22 protein-coding genes and 1 other annotated feature are annotated in these 21118 nt (G+C 44.0%); of the genes, 14 read left to right on the top strand and 8 right to left on the bottom strand.

Annotated features, from left to right (window positions below; translation table 11 throughout):
* Nucleotides 1-150 precede the first annotated feature (150 nt).
* Nucleotides 151-286, top strand: a sequence feature (His leader region).
* Nucleotides 287-339: 53 nt separating this feature from the next.
* The 8 genes from hisG to hisIE all read left to right on the top strand — a co-directional run bounded on the left by hisG (nucleotide 340) and on the right by hisIE (nucleotide 7630).
* Nucleotides 340-1236: an ATP phosphoribosyltransferase gene (hisG, locus tag CWO13_RS14660; RefSeq protein WP_009848806.1), complete on the top strand. Its 897-nt coding sequence runs from the start codon at nucleotides 340-342 to the stop codon at nucleotides 1234-1236.
* On the top strand, nucleotides 1236-2537 hold the full coding sequence (gene hisD / locus CWO13_RS14655) for a histidinol dehydrogenase (protein ID WP_102433208.1): 1302 nt from the start codon (nucleotides 1236-1238) through the stop codon (nucleotides 2535-2537). The genes hisG and hisD overlap by 1 nt, the downstream gene beginning before the upstream one ends.
* 9 nt (nucleotides 2538-2546) lie before the next feature.
* A complete protein-coding gene (hisC, locus tag CWO13_RS14650) occupies nucleotides 2547-3587 on the top strand; it encodes a histidinol-phosphate transaminase (protein ID WP_102433207.1) in 1041 nt (346 codons plus the stop codon).
* A 131-nt stretch (nucleotides 3588-3718) separates the two neighbouring features.
* Nucleotides 3719-4807 carry a bifunctional histidinol-phosphatase/imidazoleglycerol-phosphate dehydratase HisB gene (gene hisB / locus CWO13_RS14645; RefSeq protein WP_102433206.1) on the top strand — a complete coding sequence of 363 codons (1089 nt, stop codon included), beginning with the start codon at nucleotides 3719-3721 and terminating at the stop codon, nucleotides 4805-4807.
* Nucleotides 4808-4832: 25 nt separating this feature from the next.
* Nucleotides 4833-5447: an imidazole glycerol phosphate synthase subunit HisH gene (gene hisH / locus CWO13_RS14640; protein WP_108083120.1), complete on the top strand. Its 615-nt coding sequence runs from the start codon at nucleotides 4833-4835 to the stop codon at nucleotides 5445-5447.
* Between the two features lie 43 nt (nucleotides 5448-5490).
* Nucleotides 5491-6228: a 1-(5-phosphoribosyl)-5-[(5-phosphoribosylamino)methylideneamino]imidazole-4-carboxamide isomerase gene (gene hisA / locus CWO13_RS14635; protein ID WP_012604374.1), complete on the top strand. Its 738-nt coding sequence runs from the start codon at nucleotides 5491-5493 to the stop codon at nucleotides 6226-6228.
* The gene (hisF, locus tag CWO13_RS14630) at nucleotides 6210-6983 is read left to right on the top strand and encodes an imidazole glycerol phosphate synthase subunit HisF (RefSeq protein WP_017630683.1); all 774 of its coding nucleotides are present in this window, start codon (nucleotides 6210-6212) and stop codon (nucleotides 6981-6983) included. Before hisA ends, hisF begins: the two co-directional genes overlap by 19 nt.
* Nucleotides 6980-7630 (top strand): bifunctional phosphoribosyl-AMP cyclohydrolase/phosphoribosyl-ATP diphosphatase HisIE, encoded by a 651-nt coding sequence (gene hisIE, locus CWO13_RS14625; protein WP_009848800.1) that lies wholly within the window; start codon nucleotides 6980-6982, stop codon nucleotides 7628-7630. Before hisF ends, hisIE begins: the two co-directional genes overlap by 4 nt.
* A 183-nt stretch (nucleotides 7631-7813) precedes the next feature.
* Here the strand turns inward: hisIE and CWO13_RS14620 are convergent, their stop codons facing one another.
* From CWO13_RS14620 to CWO13_RS14605, 4 genes are all read right to left on the bottom strand, one after another.
* A complete protein-coding gene (locus tag CWO13_RS14620; RefSeq protein ID WP_102433205.1) occupies nucleotides 7814-8338 on the bottom strand; it encodes a YchJ family protein in 525 nt (174 codons plus the stop codon).
* Nucleotides 8339-8456: 118 nt separating this feature from the next.
* On the bottom strand, nucleotides 8457-9674 hold the full coding sequence (locus CWO13_RS14615) for an EAL and HDOD domain-containing protein (RefSeq protein ID WP_019824325.1): 1218 nt from the start codon (nucleotides 9672-9674) through the stop codon (nucleotides 8457-8459).
* Between the two features lie 123 nt (nucleotides 9675-9797).
* Nucleotides 9798-10532: a UDP-2,3-diacylglucosamine diphosphatase gene (lpxH, locus tag CWO13_RS14610; protein WP_102433203.1), complete on the bottom strand. Its 735-nt coding sequence runs from the start codon at nucleotides 10530-10532 to the stop codon at nucleotides 9798-9800.
* A gap of 77 nt (nucleotides 10533-10609) precedes the next feature.
* Entirely contained in the window at nucleotides 10610-11104 is a 495-nt protein-coding gene (locus CWO13_RS14605; protein ID WP_017060275.1) for a peptidylprolyl isomerase, read from the bottom strand.
* A 190-nt stretch (nucleotides 11105-11294) separates the two neighbouring features.
* On the opposite strand from CWO13_RS14605, the gene cysS reads away from it, so the two are divergent.
* Both cysS and CWO13_RS14595 read left to right on the top strand, forming a co-directional pair.
* Nucleotides 11295-12680 carry a cysteine--tRNA ligase gene (cysS, locus tag CWO13_RS14600; protein WP_102433202.1) on the top strand — a complete coding sequence of 462 codons (1386 nt, stop codon included), beginning with the start codon at nucleotides 11295-11297 and terminating at the stop codon, nucleotides 12678-12680.
* A gap of 97 nt (nucleotides 12681-12777) precedes the next feature.
* Nucleotides 12778-13356 (top strand): thymidine kinase, encoded by a 579-nt coding sequence (locus CWO13_RS14595; RefSeq protein WP_048658319.1) that lies wholly within the window; start codon nucleotides 12778-12780, stop codon nucleotides 13354-13356.
* 125 nt (nucleotides 13357-13481) lie between these two features.
* Here the strand turns inward: CWO13_RS14595 and CWO13_RS14590 are convergent, their stop codons facing one another.
* The 3 genes from CWO13_RS14590 to CWO13_RS14580 all read right to left on the bottom strand — a co-directional run bounded on the left by CWO13_RS14590 (nucleotide 13482) and on the right by CWO13_RS14580 (nucleotide 15339).
* On the bottom strand, nucleotides 13482-14147 hold the full coding sequence (locus CWO13_RS14590; protein WP_102433201.1) for a YdcF family protein: 666 nt from the start codon (nucleotides 14145-14147) through the stop codon (nucleotides 13482-13484).
* Entirely contained in the window at nucleotides 14140-14994 is an 855-nt protein-coding gene (locus tag CWO13_RS14585; protein ID WP_107898763.1) for an NAD(P)H-binding protein, read from the bottom strand. Before CWO13_RS14585 ends, CWO13_RS14590 begins: the two co-directional genes overlap by 8 nt.
* Before the next feature lie 114 nt (nucleotides 14995-15108).
* Nucleotides 15109-15339 (bottom strand): TIGR02647 family protein, encoded by a 231-nt coding sequence (locus CWO13_RS14580; RefSeq protein WP_017630468.1) that lies wholly within the window; start codon nucleotides 15337-15339, stop codon nucleotides 15109-15111.
* A 257-nt stretch (nucleotides 15340-15596) separates the two neighbouring features.
* Between CWO13_RS14580 and CWO13_RS14575 the strand changes: the two genes are divergently transcribed.
* Together CWO13_RS14575 and focA are read left to right on the top strand one after the other, a co-directional pair.
* On the top strand, nucleotides 15597-16904 hold the full coding sequence (locus tag CWO13_RS14575; RefSeq protein WP_102433199.1) for an ATPase: 1308 nt from the start codon (nucleotides 15597-15599) through the stop codon (nucleotides 16902-16904).
* Between the two features lie 362 nt (nucleotides 16905-17266).
* The gene (gene focA / locus CWO13_RS14570) at nucleotides 17267-18109 is read left to right on the top strand and encodes a formate transporter FocA (protein WP_048614492.1); all 843 of its coding nucleotides are present in this window, start codon (nucleotides 17267-17269) and stop codon (nucleotides 18107-18109) included.
* Between the two features lie 354 nt (nucleotides 18110-18463).
* Here the strand turns inward: focA and CWO13_RS14565 are convergent, their stop codons facing one another.
* Complete coding sequence (locus CWO13_RS14565; protein WP_108083119.1) at nucleotides 18464-19258, bottom strand: ABC transporter permease; 795 nt, start codon at nucleotides 19256-19258, stop codon at nucleotides 18464-18466.
* 437 nt (nucleotides 19259-19695) lie between these two features.
* Here CWO13_RS14565 and torE point away from each other — a divergent pair, with 437 nt between their 5' ends.
* Complete coding sequence (torE, locus tag CWO13_RS14560) at nucleotides 19696-19878, top strand: trimethylamine N-oxide reductase system protein TorE (protein ID WP_008222628.1); 183 nt, start codon at nucleotides 19696-19698, stop codon at nucleotides 19876-19878.
* Between the two features lie 50 nt (nucleotides 19879-19928).
* Nucleotides 19929-21110: a pentaheme c-type cytochrome TorC gene (gene torC, locus CWO13_RS14555; RefSeq protein ID WP_004734592.1), complete on the top strand. Its 1182-nt coding sequence runs from the start codon at nucleotides 19929-19931 to the stop codon at nucleotides 21108-21110.
* Nucleotides 21111-21118 lie beyond the last annotated feature (8 nt).

The following is a 21118-nucleotide window of genomic DNA, read 5'->3' as shown; positions in this document are numbered from 1 at the left end:
CTCCCTTTTTTGTGCTTGTTAATTTAATTTTAAGTTTCGTGAAAAAAGTTAGAATAAATGGTTGAAAAAGGATCTCAGCTTAGTTAGTGTGGAGACAAGAAAGCAAACAACTGAAGAGCTTATAAGTATGCGTAAATTAGTAATGAACATTCATCACCATCATCACCCTATCTAGTCTTTCGGGGAGATTTACGTATACCCGGGAGCAAGAATTCTCCCGGAGGTTAAGTCAAAGAATTTAGATTTAAACCCTCGGGATGACAAAGTCTTCCGAGGGTTTTTTAGTTTTAGCGCTTTTAAATAATCAATAAATTCAAATATTTGCACAGGGATACAGCAATGCAGACACAACGCCTAAGAATCGCAATTCAAAAGAAAGGTCGCTTAAGTAAAGAGTGCCAAGACCTACTTAAAAAATGTGGTGTTAAATTTAACATCATGGGTGAGCGCCTAGTTGTTCATTCACTAAATATGCCAATCGACTTGTTATTAGTTCGTGATGATGACATCCCAGGTCTTATCATGGATGGTGTGGTTGACCTTGGTTTCATCGGTGAAAATGAACTAGAAGAAGTTCGACTAGACCGTGTTGCTCTAAAAGAGCCATCAGAGTTTCGCACACTACGTCGTTTAGACTTCGGTGGTTGCCGTCTTTCTATCGCAATCAACAAAGATGAAGTCTACAACGGGCCACAAGATCTTGCGGGCAAGCGTATTGCGACAACTTACCCACAACTACTGAAAGCCTACATGGATGAGCAGGGTGTTGAATTCAGCACTTGTATGCTAACAGGCTCGGTTGAAGTAGCGCCTCGTGCAGGTCTAGCAGACGCTATCGCTGATTTAGTTTCTACAGGTGCAACGCTTGAAGCGAATGGCCTAAAAGAAGCTGAAGCTATCTTCCAATCGAAAGCAACACTTATTCAACGTGTTGGTGATTTCGACGCAGACAAAACCGCACTGATTGAAAAACTACTGACTCGTATGCAGGGTGTTCAACAAGCGAAAGAGTCGAAGTACATCATGCTTCACGCGCCAACTTCTCAACTAGAGCAAATCAAAGCACTACTGCCTGGTGCTGAAGATCCAACGGTTCTTCCACTATCTACAGACAAAGACAAAGTTGCCGTTCACCTAGTAAGTACAGAGAACTTGTTCTGGGAAACAATGGAGCAGCTGAAAGAGTTGGGTGCAAGCTCGATTCTAGTATTACCAATCGAAAAAATGATGGGGTAGTGACGATGAGAACCGTTGTTTGGCAATCTTTAAGTGAATCACAGCAAGACTCGGTATTAGAGCGTCCAGCTATTACTGAAGGTGCAAACATCACCGCGACTGTTTCTGATGTGATTGCAAAAGTACGAAATGAAGGCGATGCCGCGCTTAGAGAGCTGACTGCAAAGTTTGATGGTGTGACTCCAGAATCCATTCGAGTCAGTTCGGGTGAGATCGAAGAGGCGTGTGCTCGTCTAACACCAGAGATGAAGCAAGCGTTAGAGCAAGCTTATAGCAACATTGCGAAGTTTCACGAAGCTCAAAAGCCGCAGCCAATTAAGGTTGAGACACAGCCTGGTGTTGTGTGTGAGCAAGTGACGCGCGCTATTAATACTGTTGGCCTTTATATTCCAGGTGGCAGTGCGCCACTTCCGTCAACGGTTCTTATGTTAGGTGTTCCCGCTCAAATCGCAGGTTGCCGCAAGGTTGTGCTTTGTTCACCTCCACCAATCGCAGATGAAATCTTGTATGTCGCTAAGCTTTGTAAGATCGACGAGGTTTACAACGTTGGTGGTGGTCAAGCGGTGGCTGCAATGGCTTACGGTACCGAGAGTGTAGCTAAAGTCGATAAGATCTTCGGCCCTGGCAACGCGTACGTAACGGAAGCGAAACGCCAAGTTAGCAACGACTTCCGCGGTGCGGCGATTGATATGCCTGCTGGCCCGTCTGAAGTGTTAGTGATTGCCGATGAAACTGCAGATGCAGATTTCATCGCGGCGGATTTACTGAGCCAAGCGGAGCACGGTCCTGATTCTCAGGTTGTGCTAGTAACACCATCTCCAGTGGTTGCTGACCAAGTAACAGAAGCGGTTCAGAAGCAATTGAAAGAACTGTCTCGTGCGAACATCGCTCAGCAAGCATTGGCTTCAAGCTTAATTATCATTGCTGAATCGATCACTCAAGCGATTGCGATTTCGAACTTCTACGGTCCTGAGCACTTGATTGTTCAAACCAAGAATCCACGTGAATTGCTGCCATTGCTAGATAATGCAGGCTCAATCTTCCTTGGTGACTGGTCTCCAGAATCTGCAGGTGACTACGCATCAGGCACAAACCACGTTCTTCCGACTTACGGTTACACGAAAACGTATTCAAGCCTGGGTTTAGCTGATTTCTCTAAGAGAATGACGGTGCAAGAGCTAACGGCTGACGGTTTGAAAGGCCTAGCGCCAACGGTAGTAACAATGGCGGAAGCCGAAGGCTTGGATGCACACAAACGCGCTGTGACCATCCGAGTTGAAAAGTTAAATAAAGCGAAATAAGGGTAGGGCATGGAAAAGTTAGCAAGAAAACAAGTTCAGGCTCTTACACCTTACTTGTCTGCAAGACGCATTGGCGGTACTGGTGATGTATGGCTCAATGCCAACGAATCTCCGTTTGATAACGAGTACAACCTAAACCTGTCTCGTCTTAATCGCTACAGCGAATGTCAGCCTAAAGAGTTGATTGACGCTTATGCACAATACGCCGGTGTGAAATCAGAGCAAACACTAACGACTCGTGGTGCTGATGAAGGCATCGAGTTATTGATTCGTGCTTTCTGTGAGCCGAACGAAGACGCTATTCTTTACTGCCCACCTACTTACGGTATGTACGCAATCAGTGCAGAGACGATTGGTGTTGAGCGTAAAGTTGTGCCTCTAACTTCTGAATGGCAACTGGATCTTCCTGCGATTGAAGCTCAACTCGACAACGTAAAGGTGGTGTTTGTTTGTAGCCCAAACAACCCAACCGGTAATTTGGTTAATCGTAAAGACATCATCAAGTTGCTTGAAATGACTCAAGACAAAGCGATCGTGGTGATGGACGAAGCGTATATCGATTTTTGTCCAGAAGCGTCAACCGTTGATTTGCTTGAGCAATATCCAAACCTCGCGATCCTACGCACCTTGTCGAAGGCTTTTGCTTTAGCGGGTTTACGTTGTGGTTTTACGCTGGCGAATAAAGCGCTTATCGATGTGCTGTTGAAAGTGATTGCTCCTTACCCAGTGCCAATCCCTGTTGCTGACATTGCCGTTCAAGCACTTTCAGAGCAAGGACTTGCACGAGCTAAGTTCCAGGTTCTGGATTTAAGTGCGAACCGAGCGTATTTGCAAGCGGGTCTATTAGGTATGCCTCAAGTGACGGTATTTGATGGTTGGGGTAACTACCTACTGGTTAAATTCCCGAACGGCGATAAGTTGTTTAAAGCGGCTTGGGATACGGGCATCATCTTGCGTAATTCACCAATTGAAGACTGTGTTCGCATTAGTATTGGTAACCGCGAAGAGTGCGAAAAGACACTTGGATTTATTCGTAACTTTTATCAGTAACGAAAGGCTTACCAGTAATAACATTTACCAGTTTGATTTGATTAATCGCAGGCTGGTAAGTGAAACCAATATTTTGGGTTAGCGTTTGATTTTAGCTAGGCCACCAGATTTAAAATTAAAAGGAAGTTCAAGTGAGTAAACAACAGAAAATACTTTTTATAGACCGCGACGGCACCTTAATTGTTGAGCCGCCAGTTGACTTTCAAGTAGACCGTTTAGACAAGCTAAAATTCGAACCGCTAGTGATTCCTAGCCTGCTTGCACTGCAAGATGCTGGTTACCGTCTAGTGATGGTGACTAACCAAGACGGCCTAGGTACCGATAGCTACCCACAAGAAGATTTCGATGCGCCACACAATATGATGATGGAGTTCTTCGAATCTCAAGGCGTTAAGTTTGACGACGTGCTTATTTGCCCTCACTTTGACGAAGACAACTGCTCTTGCCGCAAGCCTAAATTAGGTATGGTTAAAGAGTATTTACAAGGCGGTAAAGTCGACTTCCAACACTCTGTTGTGATTGGCGACCGAATGACGGATCTTCAACTTGCAGAGAATATGGCAATCCGCGGTATTCAATATGGCCCTGATGCAGAAACGGAAGGTACGCTTAACTGGCCACAAATCGTTAAAGATCTGACGGTTAATGCTCGCGTTGCTGAAGTGGTTCGTACAACTAAAGAAACCGACATTAAGGTAGCTGTAAACCTTGATGAAACCGGTGGTAATAAGATCGATACCGGCATGGGTTTCTTCGACCACATGCTTGATCAAATCGCGACACACGGTGGTTTCCAAATGAACCTGACGGTGAAAGGCGATCTACACATTGATGATCACCACACAGTGGAAGATACGGCACTTGCGTTAGGCCAAGCTCTGAAAGATGCACTAGGTGACAAACGTGGTATTGGCCGTTTTGGTTTTAGCCTGCCAATGGATGAATGTTTGGCTCAGTGTGCGCTAGACCTTTCTGGTCGTCCATACCTGAAGTTCGATGCTAAATTCAGTCGTGAGCAAGTGGGTGATCTTTCAACAGAGATGGTGGTTCACTTCTTCCGTTCTCTAACCGACACTCTGGCTTGTACGCTACACCTTTCTTCTGCTGGCAATAATGATCACCACATCATTGAGAGCCTGTTCAAAGCGTTTGGCCGTACTCTTCGCCAAGCAATCAAAGTTGAAGGTAATGAGTTACCAAGCAGCAAAGGCGTCCTGTAAGGCTAACGTTAGCAAGGAAAAAACAATGAAAGATCAAAAAGTCGTCATCATTGATACTGGGTGTGCCAACGTTTCTTCGGTTAAATTTGCCATTGAACGTTTGGGTTACGCAGTTGAAATTTCAAAAGAACCTGAAGTTGTTCTTGCTGCCGATAAGCTATTCCTACCCGGTGTAGGTACAGCAAGTGAGGCAATGAAGAACCTGCAAGAGCGCGACCTTGTTTCTCTTGTGAAGAAAGTAGAGAAGCCTCTGCTTGGTATTTGTTTAGGTATGCAACTGTTAGGCAAATTATCTCAAGAGAAAGGCCAAAAGGCTGACGAGTTAGTTGAATGTCTAGGTTTGTGTGATGGTGAAGTGCGTTTACTCGAAACGGGCGATTTGCCATTACCACACATGGGTTGGAACACAGTAACTTCGACACCTAACCATCCTTTGTTTAAAGATATTGAAGAAGGCGAATATTTCTACTTCGTTCACAGCTTCGCAATGCCAGTGGGCGACTACACAATCGCACAATGTGATTACAGTAATCCGTTTACAGCGGCGGTTCAAAGTGGCAATTATTATGGTGTTCAGTTCCACCCAGAGCGATCTTCGAAAGCTGGCTCTAAGCTGATTCAGAACTTCTTGGAATTGTAATAAGGATTAGGCAGCGGCTAACGTTGCCATATAAGGAATGTAAATGATTATTCCCGCGTTAGATTTAATTGAAGGTCAAGTAGTTCGCTTATTCCAAGGAGACTACGGGCAAGTAACAGAATACAAAGTAGACCCAGCAGAGCAGTTTAACCTGTATCACCAAGCTGGCGCAGGTTGGCTGCATCTTGTTGACTTAACGGGTGCAAAAGACACAACGGCTCGTCAGTTAGACTTGATTGCTAAGCTACTTGCTAGCACGCCTGCGAACATCCAGATTGGTGGTGGCGTGCGTAACGAACAAGATGTCGTTGACCTACTGGAAGCTGGTGCACAGCGCGTTGTGGTTGGTTCTACAGCAGTTAAGCAACCAGAGCTGGTTAAAGGTTGGATGGAAAAGTACGGCGCTGAAAAAATCGTGCTTGCTCTGGACATCAACATCGATGAAAGCGGCACACGTAAAGTGGCAATTTCAGGTTGGCAAGAAGATTCAGGCGTGACTATTGAAGCGCTGATTGAAGACTACCTAACAGTGGGTCTTAAACACGTTCTATGTACTGACATTTCACGTGATGGCACGCTAGAAGGGTCAAACGTCGAGCTTTATGTTGACCTTTGTAAACAATACCCACAGGTTCAATTCCAATCATCGGGCGGCATTGGCAGCTTAGCGGATATCGAAGCTCTAAAAGGCAGCGGTGTTGCTGGTGTGATTGTTGGTCGTGCGTTACTTGATGGCAAGTTTACCGCAGAGGAGGCATTTGCATGTTGGCAAAGCGAATAATCCCTTGTTTGGATGTCCGTGACGGACAAGTGGTGAAGGGCGTTCAGTTCCGTAACCACGAAATCATTGGCGACATCGTTCCGTTAGCACAGCGCTATGCGGAAGAGGGCGCTGATGAGCTCGTATTTTATGACATCACGGCATCGAGTGATGGCCGTGTCGTCGATAAAAGCTGGGTGAAGCGCGTAGCAGAAGTGATTGACATTCCTTTCTGTGTTGCTGGTGGTATTAAATCAGCAGAAGATGCAGCGCGCATTCTTGAATTTGGTGCCGATAAAGTATCGATCAACTCGCCTGCACTTGCTAACCCTCAATTGATCACTGACCTTGCTGATAAGTTCGGCGTGCAGTGTATTGTTGTCGGTATCGATTCATACTTCGATAAAGAAACCGGTAAATATCAGGTTTACCAATTCACTGGCGATGAGGCGCGTACTAAAGCGACCAAATGGGAAACCAAAGATTGGGTGCAGGAAGTACAGAAACGTGGCGCAGGTGAGATTGTGTTAAACATGATGAACCAAGATGGCGTTCGTAACGGCTATGACATCGAACAGTTAAACATGGTACGTGAAGTATGCAATGTACCTCTGATTGCTTCTGGTGGCGCAGGTGCAATGGAGCACTTTGCTGAAGCCTATAAGAAGACCAACGTGGACGGAGCGCTAGCAGCTTCGGTATTCCACAAGCAAGTCATCAATATTGGTGAACTTAAACAGTATTTAAAACAACAAGATGTAGAGGTGCGACTATGAGTTTTGAAACCGCAAGCTTATCAAAAACAGAAGTAGGCGCATTATCAGAGCGTATTAACTGGGAAAAAGTAGATGGCTTAGTACCAGCTATTGTTCAAGATTACCAATCGAGCCAAGTGTTAATGATGGGATACATGAACCCAGCAGCACTTGAGAAAACAGGTGAAACTGGCAATGTGACGTTTTTCTCTCGCACCAAAGAGCGCCTTTGGACGAAAGGTGAAACGTCAGGCAACGTATTACAACTGCAAAACATCGCCTTGGACTGTGACAGCGACACTTTACTGGTTAAAGTTAATCCCATTGGTCCAACGTGCCACACAGGTACAACAACGTGTTGGGATGGAGACAAGCAAGAAGAGTCTCAGATGGTGTGGCTTCATCAGCTTGAGCAGCTACTGGCTGCCCGCAAGGACGCAGACCCTGAGTCTTCTTATACTGCCAGTCTATATGCCCGTGGCACCAAGCGTATTTCGCAAAAAGTGGGCGAAGAAGGCGTTGAAGTCGCGCTTGCGGCGACGTCGGGCGATAAGGCGGAACTAGTGTGTGAATCAGCAGATTTGATTTACCACCTAATGGTTCTTCTTCAAGACCAAGGCCTATCGATGAACGACGTGGTAAATAAACTTAAAGAGCGTCATAAGTAAGCCTCTTTAGATTTATCGAACCGCGTAAAAAATAGATAAAAGCCCCGTAAACAACCATGTTTACGGGGCTTTTTAATCATCTAAGATATTAATCTACTTAAAAAGCACTGAACATCGTCATTCCGAGGAGCTTAGGTGACATCAGGAATCTATCTCAGCGCTTAGCTACCTTAAATCTCAGTATTACCCGCAGCACTTTTTATATTTCTTCCCACTACCACAAATGCAAGGGTCATTACGGCCAATCTTGAAGCTCTCTACGGTTTGGTTTAGGCGAGGGTCAATCTCTGGTTCTGTTAGCTTTTCATGTTCGTTTTCTTGCTCTGGGAACTCGCCATCGATATAAAACCATAGGCCGTTTTCACGAACGAAACGCGAGCGCTCTTGCATACAGTACTGCGCGCCGTCTTCATTGAAGTAAGCTTTAAATTCAACAAAGCCTTCGTCTTGGTGCGAGCCTGCCGCCGTATCGATGACTTCAAGACCTGCCCAATCACTGTCGATAGATTCGGTAATGCCTTCTCTTTGCGACTCAGCATCACAGCTAGGGTGATAGGTAGCAATTACATAATCAACCAATCCTAAAACGTGCGCGGAATAACGAGAGCGCATCAGCTGCTTTGGAGTTTCAACTGAGCTGTGATCGAGGTGCGCTGATTCACAGCACTGTTGGTAAGTATTATTACTACCGCATGGGCATAAAGACATAGTCAGATCCTGTAAAAATGGCCTCTATTAAGAGGCCATAAATGAATGCGTGGGAGTTTACCAAGAAACGATCGCTCACCAAAGTTAAGTTTCTATTGAAGTTGTTGTGTGAATTACGCTATTTCAGGGCTGGAGATAATAGTTCTTGGGCCCAAGTCGTCGCTTCGTCATAAGCTTGACCAAGTTGAGCTTCACTCAGTTTGAGAAGCTGGCGAATACGAGTCGCTTCATCCCAACGAGCTTGTTCATAAGCAACCACCATCGCCAACACAGCACCTAACACGCCTTTACGTTGAATTAAGGCTTGTTTGATCTCTACGTCGATCGGCACTGAATCGAGTACTTGTTTCAATGGTTGGTCAAAGAGTGAGTCCAATAGAGAGAACATACCGGTCAAAAAGGCTTGTCCAGGCTCAACCTTAACATTCATCTTCTCGACTAAGAGTTCACATTGACGTGCGCGTATTACCGCTAAACCATAGAGAGAGTCCGGCTTATCTTCTTTCGCGGAGGCGATAGCCACAAGAGAAACGAACTTACGCAGCTTTTGTTCGCCAAGGTAAATAAGCGCTTGGCGGAATGAGCGAATCGTCGTTGCTGAACCACCTGCAGAGTTTACGTAGGTAAGTAGCTTATACGACATGGTCACATCAAGCGTAATTAAACGCTCTACTTCACCAAAGTCGATAGGGTCGTGTGCAATCTCTTTTAACAGCTGAACGGTCGTCAGGAATGCAGGGTTGAGCGCACGCGTTTGGATCATTTCTGGCTTGCTAAAGAAGTAACCTTGAAAGTAAGTGAAGCCTGCTTTCTTCGCTTCTTGGTATTCTTCGTACGTTTCTACCTTCTCAGCTAGGAACTTGATATCTAGCCCTTTGAGTGAGTTCATAAACATCGCTGCTTTGGCAATTGGCGTCAAACGGATATCGAACTTGATAATCGAAACGTAGGGTAAGAAGCGCTTCCAAGCTTTACTTGGTACAAAGTCATCTAACGCGATGGTATAACCTGCATCAAAGATAGTTTTGATTGCTTCAAGTAACTCGTCTGTCGGTTCGCAGTCTTCAAGAACCTCTACAACGAGGCTTTCTTTGGGAAACAGAGTAGGGACCAAGTTGATTAGGCTTGCGTAAGGGAAGTTCACGAACCCAAGCTTATCACCCAACGTATTATAGTGGGTCGATAAGAAGTGATCGGAAAGCAAACGGCTAGTAGCGAGCTCCGGCTCTACTTCAGGGAAAGTGTTCTTAGGACCATCCCTGAATAGCAACTCGTAACCTATGGTCTTCTTGTCTGTATCGAGTATTGGTTGACGCGCTACGTATGAATATTTCAACTTGGTACTGTGTTCGGTTTATTTCTGGTAGAGAGATAATAGCTAATTCAGTAGAAATTACCATACACTTTCTAAGAAAGTCTGACCGACAATAATAATCAAACTGAAAGTTTAAGAGTGACGTTAAAAGCTATTGCTAAACGCTCGATTCTGTAGTTCAAAACTTTGCGGCGTGAACACCAGCACGGAACCTTGCGTATACCAATCGCCAAGTACGATACGGGTTTTAGTGCAATTGTTGGCACTAAATGTATGGATGTCTGGACGATGAGTATGGCCGTGGATCATCAGATCAACGTTGTTTCGTTCCATCACATCTTCGACTTCTTGTTGTGTCACATCCATGATGTCGAGAGACTTAGTCTGCTTGTCATCTTTGATATCGGATTGAACCTTCGAGACGATCTTCTTCTTGATGAAAAATGGAATTCTGTTGAAGACCCATTGAAGCCATGGTTGATGTACTTTTTCTCTGAAGGCGAGATACTTTACATCTTCGGTGCATAGAGTATCACCATGTAACACAACCGCTTTTTGGCCATAAATATCGATAGTCGATACTTCGTCTAGCAGTTTCACACCGGTTTGCTTGGCAAACTTTTTGCCGACAAGGAAATCACGGTTACCTTGAGTGAAGTAGCAAGGTACGCCTGTTTTTACCAAATCAATAAATGCTTGGCGGATAGAAGTCGCGAACTCACTTTTGTCGTCGTCACCAATCCAGAATTCGAAAAGGTCACCTAATACGTAGAGTGCATCCGCTTCTACCGCTTCGTTCTTCATGAAGGTTAGGAAGCAGTCGGTGATGTCTTGTCGTGAGGGAGCAAGGTGCAGATCTGATATAAAATATGTTTTCATAGGTCTAAAAAAAGGGAGCGATTCGCTCCCTATATCCTGATTTTATCGGCTCATCAATACTAACCGAAAGCGATGAATTAAGCTTCGATTGTAGTACCAGTGATGATCACTTCTTCTAGAGGTACATCTTGGTGCATACCCATAGAACCAGTGCTAACACCTTTGATCTTGTTTACGATGTCCATGCCTTCAACAACTTCTGCGAATACACAGTAGCCCCAACCGTCTAGGCTTTCGCTACGGAAGTTTAGGAAAGAGTTGTCGTTAACGTTGATGAAGAACTGAGAGCTCGCTGAATGCGGTTCCATAGTACGAGCCATTGCTAGCGTACCAACTTTGTTCGCTAGACCGTTGTTTGCTTCGTTCTTGATAGTTGCACGAGTTGCCTTTTCTTTAAGGCCAGAAGTCATGCCGCCGCCTTGAATCATGAAACCATCGATAACACGGTGGAATAGTGTGTTGTCGTAGAAACCGTCACGGCAATACTGTAGGAAGTTTGCGCTTGTTTCTGGTGCTTTTTCTTCGTTTAGTTGAACTTTGATGTCACCAAAATTTGTGTGAAGGATGATCATGATTGTTACCTTACTGTCTTTTTAATATGAAGTTCGAATTCTAGCGCATGTTGGCGGACTTTCAAATCATCAAATCATTCACTTAACTCAGATGTTTGAGGTAATTCCTGCTTTTGGGGATTACCTATTAAGGTATGACTTGTTATACTGCGAGCTTATTTTTGATTAATACACAAAATAGATAGAGATCATGCTGAAGATATATAACACGCTCACAAGACAGAAAGAGGAATTCAAACCAATTACAGCTGGCAAAGTCGGCATGTATGTCTGTGGGGTAACCATATACGATCTCTGTCACATTGGTCATGGTCGTACGTTCGTTTCTTTCGACGTAGTAACTCGTTACCTTCGTTACCTTGGTTACGATTTGAACTTCGTTCGTAACATCACAGATATTGATGACAAAATCATCAAGCGCGCTAACGAAAACGGCGAGTCTTGTGACTCTCTGACTGATCGTCTAATCGGCGAAATGCACGCTGATTTCGATGCGTTGAACATGAAGCGTCCAGACGTTGAACCTCGTGCAACGGATTTCATCACTGAAATCATCGAACTTGTTGAAAAGCTGATTGAACGCGGCTACGCATATGTTGCAAGTAACGGCGACGTAATGTTCGAAGTTAAGAAGTTCGAAGAATACGGTAAGCTTTCTAAGCAAGACCTTGATCAGCTTCAAGCTGGCGCTCGTGTTGACATAGACTCTGCAAAACGTAGTCCGCTAGATTTCGTGGTTTGGAAGATGTCTAAGCCAGGTGAACCAACATGGGAATCACCATGGGGTCCAGGTCGTCCAGGTTGGCACATTGAATGTTCAGCAATGAACTCGTCTATTCTAGGTAATCACTTCGATATCCACGGTGGCGGCTCAGATCTACAATTCCCACACCACGAGAATGAAATCGCGCAATCTTGCTGTGCACATGGTACTGACTATGTAAACACATGGATGCACAGTGGCATGGTGATGGTAGACAGAGAAAAAATGTCTAAGTCACTAGGTAACTTCTTCACTATCCGTGATGTGCTAGCACACTACGATGCTGAAACAGTGCGTTACTTCCTAATGTCTGGTCACTACCGTAGCCAACTGAACTACAGTGAAGACAACCTAAACCAAGCTCGCGCATCGCTAGAGCGTCTATACACGTCACTTCGTGGCCTAGACCTTACCGCAGCTCCTGCTGGTGGCGAAGAGTACGTAACTCGCTTCTCTACTGCGATGAACGATGATTTCAACACGCCTGAAGCTTACTCAGTGCTGTTTGAAATGGCGCGTGAAATCAACCGTATCAAGCCTGAAAGCATCGAAAAAGCAAGCGGACTTGGTGCATTGATGCGTGAACTAGCGGACATCATCGGTATTCTTCACCAAGAGCCAGAAGCCTTCCTACAAGGTGATGCGGCTGGTAACGATGACGAAGTGGCTGAAATCGAAGCGTTGATCAAACTGCGTAACGACTCTCGAGCTTCAAAGGATTGGGCAAATGCCGACCTTGCACGTGATAAGTTAAACGAGTTAGGCATCGTTCTAGAAGACGGCCCAGAAGGTACGACTTGGCGTCGCAAGTAAATCTTATAAAAAAGGGCTGATTTTCAGCCCTTTTTTCTAGCAAAAATTCTCTAATTTCACCTTTTCATATTCAATTTTATTTAACAGGAATATTTCTGTGGCTCAGATGTATTTTTACTACTCGGCAATGAATGCGGGTAAATCAACAACGCTTCTTCAATCGTCATTCAACTACCAAGAACGTGGTATGACGCCAGTGATCTTCACGGCTGCATTGGATGATCGCTATGGTATCGGTAAAGTAAGCTCAAGAATTGGTCTGCAATCTGAAGCTCAACTTTTTAAAAATGACACTAACATGTTTGATGCGATCAAAAAGCTGAACGACGAAGAGAAGCGTCACTGTGTGTTGATCGATGAGTGTCAATTCTTGTCGAAAGAGCAGGTGTATCAGCTTACAGAAGTAGTGGATAAACTTCATATTCCTGTGCTGTGTTATGGCTTACGCACTGACTTCTTGGGCGAGCTGTTTGAAGGTAGCCGTTACTTACTGTCTTGGGCGGACAAGCTGGTGGAGCTGAAAACCATCTGTCATTGTGGCCGTAAAGCGAACATGGTTATTCGTACCGATGAGCACGGTGTCGCTATCGCTGAAGGTGATCAAGTGGCAATTGGTGGCAATGACAAATACGTTTCTGTTTGCCGTCTGCACTACAAAGAAGCATTAGGTAAATAAGCAAAACTATTTGCTGTTGTTACTAACAGGAAAGAATGAAAAACGGTGACCAAGTGTCACCGTTTTTGTTTACTGAACTTATGTTTTTACTTTATGCCAAGCCTAGCTTTTACTTTATTGGAGACTTATTCGAATCCGAGCTTCTTCAATGCTTGATAGGCGTGGTCAACGTCATCGGGGATGGGCATCTCAACCTGAAAGCCTTTCTCTGGGTAGGATTTGATTCGTTCGTAATCAGCAATCAATGCACCTAACACCATGTCTAACGGCAACTCTTCATTAAAGTAATCATCCCAATTTTGCCAACGTGATGTCACGGTTATCTCGGACGTTTCGTCAGGCCACTGTTTACTAAAGGTCGCGTAAGTTCGTTTTTCCATAAAGGGCTTCTGAACTAAGGTTAGCCTCTTCGGTGATAACCCTTGCTCTTTCAGTAACTCATGAGTGAAGCGGACATTTTCCCCAGTGTTTGTCGCGTGTTTCTCTATGATAATGTCAGAGTCAGGCACACCACAATCTCGTGCGATAGAAGCGAATGTTTCAGCTTCTGAGCGCTCAAAGCTTCCTTCGGTAAAGCGTCCCACACCACCAGAAAAAACAATGTAAGGCGCGATCTGTTGGTGATAAAGCTCAGCTGCATATTCAGCGACGCGAGTATCATTGCTGCACAATACAAAGATGCAGTCTGAAGGCGTAACCTTGTGACCCATCGACATAAAGTTCCAAAGGGTGTCTACCGAGCGGTGCAGTTTTGTGTTGGGATATTTGTTAGCCATAGATTGTTCAGTCATGAAGTGCATCCAATGTGGATTCGAATTTAAATGAATAACCTAAATCGAGAATCTTCTTCGAAGAGATTAATTTGTCTGGGGTATCAACAACAGCGGGTAGAGGCTCACTGCTGTTGGCGCTTTTCAGTGCTGCGGCATAAAACTCCGCCTTACTGACCGTATTTGGCGTCGTCACGTTAACCACTTCGTTGTGCAGCTGACTGATAGCGAAATCGACAGCGCCAATCGCGTCATCAAGGTGCAGCATGTTGGCTGGAGCTTGAGTGCTCACTTGCTTTAGCTTACTAGCAAACCTTGATGGGTGACGACTTGGACCTATTAATCCACTAAAGCGAAGAATGGTGTAGTCGATACCTGAATCAATCACTGACTGTTCAGCTTGCAGCATGATTCGCGCGTTATCGGAAAATGAAGATGCGTTCTCGTTACCTGAGGTTGAAAGGGGGAGCGATGCATCCAGCTCATTCAACACACACGGCTTGGTTGGGTATACCGTAGTTGAACTGACCATAATGAGCTTTTTAATGTTGGCCTTTTGACATGCATTGGTGAGTTGCTGCCAGTAGTCGGCATACTCTTGTCCTGCTCCTTTTCTAAAGCCAGGAGGGAAGCTGCCAATTACAATTTCAGTGTTGTTTTCGAGTAACAGTGAATAGAGTCGCCCGATAGTCTGTTCTGGCTTTGATGAGTCAAAACTAAACACTTCACATGGGATTCGTTCGTTACCAATGGCCTCCGCTCCCGCTTGGGTCGTTTTCGTGACCACCACTCGGTTACCATGTTTTTCTAGATGTTTGGATAAAGGTGCACCGACCCATCCTGCACCGACAATAAATATAGAAGCCATCTGTACCTCACAACGACAAGCTATGGATTTACAATAAGCCTAACAAACCTTGGCCCAAAAATGAAAAAACTCCACGGCCGAAGCGAGTGGAGTTTTTACTAGAACAATGGAGCTTTATTTAAGTACGCGAAGTAGCTTATCTGCGCGCTCTGCCATCTCGATACCTTCATCTGTTAAATAACCGCCGTCTGGCTGAGTACAAAGGTTTTTTTCGAATAGGCGCTTAACAGCGTCTTGAGTTTCTTGAGCAGCCTCTTGATGAACTTTAATTCCAGTAGCAGCGCTACTTACATCAAATTGAAGAAGGAGGTTTAAATCAGCAATATGTTCAGCGTTGTACTTCATAATTAACCTATATATTCATAACGTTCTCTACCTTCACCTTAGTGCGCATTCACGGCTCAGGCAATAGCAAATAAGGAGAATTGATAAGTGATACCAAATTGATTGATTAATCATCGAGTGATGGGTTTATTTTGGTTATATTGGGTGATTTGCACCCACTTAAATCATCAATGATGTTTATTGCTAAGTGGTTGTAATATATTGTGACTAGAAATAATTTGCATTGAGCGAATATTGTATAAAAAGGATATGCATAAGTGAGAGCGAACAAAGTAGCATTAACGATCAGTATGCTATTTGCTATCTCAGGTTGTCAAAGCACACCCTCAGAGCAGACAGACGCGAACCAAACCACAAACAACAATAATGAATCTACAATAGAGGTCCGTTCATTTCAGTCTGTCCAAAGCGTTTACTCCGAATGGGAAGTTAAGCTTGAAGACCATGCTCAATTGTCTCTCTATGCACCAGAGAATTACAATGAACTATTAGACGCATGGGATGATGCTGAAAGCATTTATGCGGACTTACTGAAAGACGAAACTCGGATAACCAAGAGCTACTCCATTTTTTCGAGCCTGACTTACGCTGAAGCCTTTGATGAAAAAATAGCGTTGATCAAATCAAATTATGACTCGATCTTAGTGTTAAAGAAGAAGGCTGACCGAGTACTCGCTGATTCGATTGTCCAAATGGATTACCTGAAGTTTCTTGGCGCAGATACCATGTTTACTTCGAGCTACAAACGTTTGTATTCAGAATACAGCGAGTTGTTCGAATATGTGCTGGTCGATGAGCTTGAAGACGCTCAAGAAGCGCAGGTGGAGTTTCTTAACAATGCTCGCTTACTAGAAGTTAAAGTGGCGCATAAGAAATACATCGAACCTTTGAAGAACGAATTAGAGTTCTTGGAAGATGAAGATTTTTATGATGTTGCTCCGCTGACCTTTGCTAAGGCAGCATCTCAAATTGCGTTGGCCGAAAGCCAAGTGAAAGCCAGCCCTCGTGAAAAGTCGATCATTGAAGATGCGGTTCACGCTGCTGAGTTTGAATTGAACCACGTGCGCAGTGTCGCTCATGAAGTCAAAGTGCTGGCGAGTGTAAAAGGCGACAAGTTCGAACAGTCGGTTTTGAATGCAGAGAACCAACTACTGAGTATTTCACAAATCGTCAATGATGAAGATTACCGTGATGTTGGGTTACGTCAGCAATCTCAAAAGATTGTAGCGAGTATTAAAGCGTTAAAAAGCTCCGACATGACAGGGCTATTAAAGTCAGAGATTGAAACTTTGACTGAGCAATTGGCTAACCTGGAATCTGAAAACCAGAAGCAAGCACAGCAATTGTCTGAAGCAACCAAGCATAGTGAGTTGCTCGGTGAGCAGATTACGAAGAGCGATGCTCACATAAAAAGCTTAGAAGAACTAGTCGATAGTTTGAAAAGCTTAGGTGGTAAAGTTGCCAACGAAAGTGATTCTGATGCGATCTCGCCGAGTATTGAAACAAATCTAGAGAACCCGGCTCTAGAACTATCATCAGAAGAAGTGATTGAACCTTCGGTTTAGCATAACCAATGTCTTTATTTGTGACTGACTTAAAAGCGCCTCAGGGCGCTTTTTTACGTTCTGTTGATCTATGTCAAAATCTGAAAAGAAAAGCTCTCAAAACACGGCTATAGTGTACGTCATTCTTATGGTTTTAACGTAACTTGTTGATATTTATAGATGTGTTGTTTTTATCGTTGGTAATTTTTCATTCATCAGAGTTTTCTTTTTACTACTAAAGTCGTAAGAAATTTCAATATCATTGAAGGTTTGGCGTTTTCTTAGTTGTTGAAGGAAATTCGAGCTTAAAATAGCTCTTGAATTCAGAAATGAAAGAGAGGATTATCGCGCTCCCGACGACATGTTTCAAAATGTAAATCATCATGAATCTAAACCAATTTGACTCATTATTACCGCCACAAATGGCTGAGCGCGCTGCAGATATTGGCGTAGGTAAAGCAACTAAAGATCCAATCAAATCTTTTCTCCTAGCGATTTCAGCTGGCATCCATATCGGTATTGCGTTTGTGTTCTACACCATCGTAACGACCGGTGCTGGTGATTTGCCTTGGGGTATTACTCGCCTATTAGGTGGCCTTGCATTTAGCCTGGGCTTAATTCTCGTTGTTGTTACCGGTGGTGAGTTATTTACCAGTTCGGTGCTTACTCTGGTTGCTCGTGCAAGTGGTAAAATTACTTGGCGCACGCTCGTCAAGAACTGGGCTACGGTTTATGTAGGTAACTTGATTGGCGCATTGTTGCTGGTGGCATGTATGCTTCTGACTAAACAGTACATGTTTGACCATGGCCAGGTTGGTTTAAATGCAATGGCGATTTCCCAACACAAGATGCACCATGATTTTATCCAAGCTATCGCGCTTGGTATCATGTGTAATGTATTGGTTTGTATCGCGGTATGGATGACGTTTAGTGGACGTACACTTACCGACAAAATCGCGGTAATGATTTTACCTGTTGCGATGTTCGTATCAGCTGGTTTCGAGCACTGTATTGCGAATATGTTCCAAGTCCCTTTAGCTATCGGCATTAAAACATTTGCTCCTGCTGAATTCTGGACAATGACGGGCGCTAACCCTGCGGATTACGTTGACCTGAACATGATGGACTTTCTGATGAACAACTTGCTGCCCGTTACTATAGGTAACATCATTGGTGGCGGTATCTTTGTCGGCATGTGGTATTGGTTGATCTACCTGCGTGACTAATAAAGGTGGCTCTATCAACAAAAGTGGCGTACTTAACTCAGTTGACGAGATGCGCTAAAGCTCAGTGGAAACACTGAACTGACTTATGACATTTACAAGACGGTCTGCATTGCAGGCCGTTTTTTATTTGTGGAAAACCTACTTCTTCACCCCTCTAATGATCATCTGAACACTCAACAGCGCTGCTCACCATATGTGTATATCTCTTTGAAAACACCGAAGGATCAACGGTAATGATCTTTTCTCGAGTGAAAGTGGACAAAAAAGGATCTATCTTGATTTGGTTATCCACAATTTCTGTGGATAACCTGTCTCAAATTCAGTGAGTAACCAGATCTAAGGGGAGTAGAGAGGCTATTTTGCCGGTTTTATTTGAGCGAGGACTCGACCTTCTTTGGTCAGGGAAGTCTTCAATGAGAGGTGAAGGGCAAGCGCTAAAGAGCAACTCATCATCACGAAAATCGCCAGCATGATCATCAGTTGATACTTAATCGCGATCATCGGTGACGCCCCCCCAAGAATTTGTCCTGTCATCATTCCTGGCAGCGTTACTAAGCCTGTGGTTGCCATAGAGGCCATGATAGGGGACATCGCTTTCTGTATTGCATTGCGTACAAACGGTGCTGCAGCGTAGGAGGGAGACGCGCCTAACGCGATTGCTGCTTCATATTCTGATTTCTGTGTTTCAAAAGCACCAAACAGGTTCTGCAATGCCACTATATTACTGCTTAAGCTATTACCCAATAACATTCCTGCGATCGGGATAAGGTACTGCGCGTTAAAAAGAGGTGTCGGTTTAATGATGAAAAAGCAGATAAACAAGACGATGGGTACACAGGTTACGGCAAGGCTTACGGCAACAGGCGCTAATAATAGCTGTCTCGGTAGCCTAGACTTCTCAACAATCGAGCTCGCACCGACAATTATCATGGCAAATAACCACAACAAATTGACCCACAAACTATTCAAAGTAAATAAATACTCTAGGTAAAGACCCACAAGAAACAGCTGAATAACCATGCGAATGATGCTAATAGACGCTTCTTTTCCAAGGCCGAGTTTCAGCTTGTGGTTGATGGCAATGGGCAGAAAGAGAAGTGAACTGAAGAGCAACAACTGCCACCAAGATATATCAATAACGTCTTGCATAGAGCTTCCTTTTAAGTAGGTCCCCATCATATCTGAAAGTGCCAAATGATGCATTTCAGCTTCAAACCCGTCGATTCAAAAAGTGCTCAATTATTTAACAACCAAAGTACAAAATATTGGTTGTTTAAGGCATTTTTAGCTACTACTTAGTAGGTAAAACGTTAAAATTAGTTACAATAAAGTTGTGTGTGTGTTGGAATTTAACATTTGTGAAATATACTTAATTCTTCACATTTGTTAATACTTTTTAATAACTTTGTTTAACTAAAAACAACTTTGGATGAGCTCAAAAAAGTATTGATTAGCAAGGGTTATAACGGGAGATTTGATTGAACCCTACTTTGAGTATGGTCTAAAATTTGTTGTTAGATACTTAAGAACTTTAGCCCCATAGAATGGGTTACTCGAAATTACTAAATACAAAATAGGCAAAATGTATGAGTGATGTTAATAAAATTGAAACTGGCGAAAAACGCTCGTTGGAGTGGAAGTCTTTCCTCTTCATCGCGGTGGTTCTCTTTCCAATATTAAGTGTGGCTTTTGTAGGCGGCTACGGCTTCCTAGTTTGGGCACTGCAAGTGTTTGTATTCGGACCTCCAGGTGCTCACGGCGGCATGTAATGCCCTCTAGTAACAACATTTTTTAAAATCAATATTTAAGAGAGCTAAACATGAAATCATTTTTAGTTAAATTATGGCGCACAATGACTCGCCCTGCGGTACACATCAGTCTTGGTGTACTAACTATGGGTGGCTTTATCGCCGGTGTTATTTTCTGGGGCGGTTTTAACACAGCTCTAGAGCACACAAATACAGAAGAATTCTGTGTAAGCTGTCACACCATGCGTGACAACGTATACGTAGAACTACAAGAAACGGTTCACTGGAAAAACACTTCTGGTGTACGCGCGACTTGTCCTGACTGTCACGTTCCACATGAATGGACAGCAAAAATCGCTCGTAAGATGCAAGCATCTAAAGAAGTATTCGCTCAAGTATTTGGTGACCTAGATACACCTGAGAAATTCGAAGCTCGTCGTATCGAATTGGCTAAACATGAATGGGATCGTTTCTCTTCGAACAAATCTCTAGAGTGTAAAAACTGCCACAACTACGATTCAATGGATTTCGAAAACATGCGCCCAACAGCGCGTATCCAGATGAAAAACGCGGCAGAGCGTGATCAAAGCTGTGTTGACTGCCACAAAGGTATTGCTCACAACCTTCCATTAGATATGGCATCAGCAAGCGGTATTGTTGGCGAGCTAGAAAATGTAGCAAGCAGCACATCTTACGCAAATGGTTCAGACGTAATCTCTATTCGTCACCTACCAATGTATACGGATGAGACAGCAACAGTTGAAGCGGGTCTATTAAGCCCTGCAAGTAAAGTTGCAGTGATCGACGAAAAAGGCGACATGATTAAGATTCAAATCGACGGTTGGCGTAAAGCGAAAGGCTTCGGACGTGTAATCCAAGAAGACTTCGGTATGAACATCTCGACTGCAATCTTGACGAAAGAAGTATCTCAAAGTGACGTAATCACTGTTGGTGAGAAGAAAGAAGATGAGCTAACTGGCCTTCCTTGGGAAGAAGTTAACCTAGCACTTTGGATGAAGAAAGAGTCTATGGTTGATAACTTCGATCCAATCTGGAACGCAGCTGGTCAAGCGTACCAATCTAACTGTTCAACGTGTCACTCACAGCCAGATGAAGCTCACTTCAGCGCTAACGGTTGGGTAGGCATGCTAGATGGTATGATTGCGTTCGTTAACTTCGATACAGATACAGAAGCACTTGTTCTTAAGTATCTACAGAAGCACTCATCAGATTTTTCTGAAGGCCATCACTAATAAGACGT

Origin of the sequence: Vibrio sp. ZF 223 (assembly GCF_003050585.1) — a bacterium.
Classification (GTDB): Bacteria; Pseudomonadota; Gammaproteobacteria; order Enterobacterales; family Vibrionaceae; genus Vibrio; species Vibrio crassostreae.
This window is presented reverse-complemented; position numbering and strand designations above follow the sequence as displayed.

What these genes read in the sequence shown, in the direction of transcription:
- hisG (WP_009848806.1), top strand. Translation starts at nt 340, where the DNA reads ATGCAGACACAACGCCTAAGAATCGCAATTCAAAAGAAAGGTCGCTTA.
- hisC (WP_102433207.1), top strand. Translation starts at nt 2,547, where the DNA reads ATGGAAAAGTTAGCAAGAAAACAAGTTCAGGCTCTTACACCTTACTTG.
- hisH (WP_108083120.1), top strand. Translation starts at nt 4,833, where the DNA reads ATGAAAGATCAAAAAGTCGTCATCATTGATACTGGGTGTGCCAACGTT.
- hisA (WP_012604374.1), top strand. Translation starts at nt 5,491, where the DNA reads ATGATTATTCCCGCGTTAGATTTAATTGAAGGTCAAGTAGTTCGCTTA.
- hisF (WP_017630683.1), top strand. Translation starts at nt 6,210, where the DNA reads ATGTTGGCAAAGCGAATAATCCCTTGTTTGGATGTCCGTGACGGACAA.
- hisIE (WP_009848800.1), top strand. Translation starts at nt 6,980, where the DNA reads ATGAGTTTTGAAACCGCAAGCTTATCAAAAACAGAAGTAGGCGCATTA.
- CWO13_RS14620 (WP_102433205.1), bottom strand. Translation starts at nt 8,338, where the DNA reads ATGTCTTTATGCCCATGCGGTAGTAATAATACTTACCAACAGTGCTGT.
- lpxH (WP_102433203.1), bottom strand. Translation starts at nt 10,532, where the DNA reads ATGAAAACATATTTTATATCAGATCTGCACCTTGCTCCCTCACGACAA.
- CWO13_RS14605 (WP_017060275.1), bottom strand. Translation starts at nt 11,104, where the DNA reads ATGATCATCCTTCACACAAATTTTGGTGACATCAAAGTTCAACTAAAC.
- cysS (WP_102433202.1), top strand. Translation starts at nt 11,295, where the DNA reads ATGCTGAAGATATATAACACGCTCACAAGACAGAAAGAGGAATTCAAA.
- CWO13_RS14590 (WP_102433201.1), bottom strand. Translation starts at nt 14,147, where the DNA reads ATGACTGAACAATCTATGGCTAACAAATATCCCAACACAAAACTGCAC.
- CWO13_RS14585 (WP_107898763.1), bottom strand. Translation starts at nt 14,994, where the DNA reads ATGGCTTCTATATTTATTGTCGGTGCAGGATGGGTCGGTGCACCTTTA.
- CWO13_RS14580 (WP_017630468.1), bottom strand. Translation starts at nt 15,339, where the DNA reads ATGAAGTACAACGCTGAACATATTGCTGATTTAAACCTCCTTCTTCAA.
- focA (WP_048614492.1), top strand. Translation starts at nt 17,267, where the DNA reads ATGAATCTAAACCAATTTGACTCATTATTACCGCCACAAATGGCTGAG.
- CWO13_RS14565 (WP_108083119.1), bottom strand. Translation starts at nt 19,258, where the DNA reads ATGCAAGACGTTATTGATATATCTTGGTGGCAGTTGTTGCTCTTCAGT.
- torE (WP_008222628.1), top strand. Translation starts at nt 19,696, where the DNA reads ATGAGTGATGTTAATAAAATTGAAACTGGCGAAAAACGCTCGTTGGAG.
- torC (WP_004734592.1), top strand. Translation starts at nt 19,929, where the DNA reads ATGAAATCATTTTTAGTTAAATTATGGCGCACAATGACTCGCCCTGCG.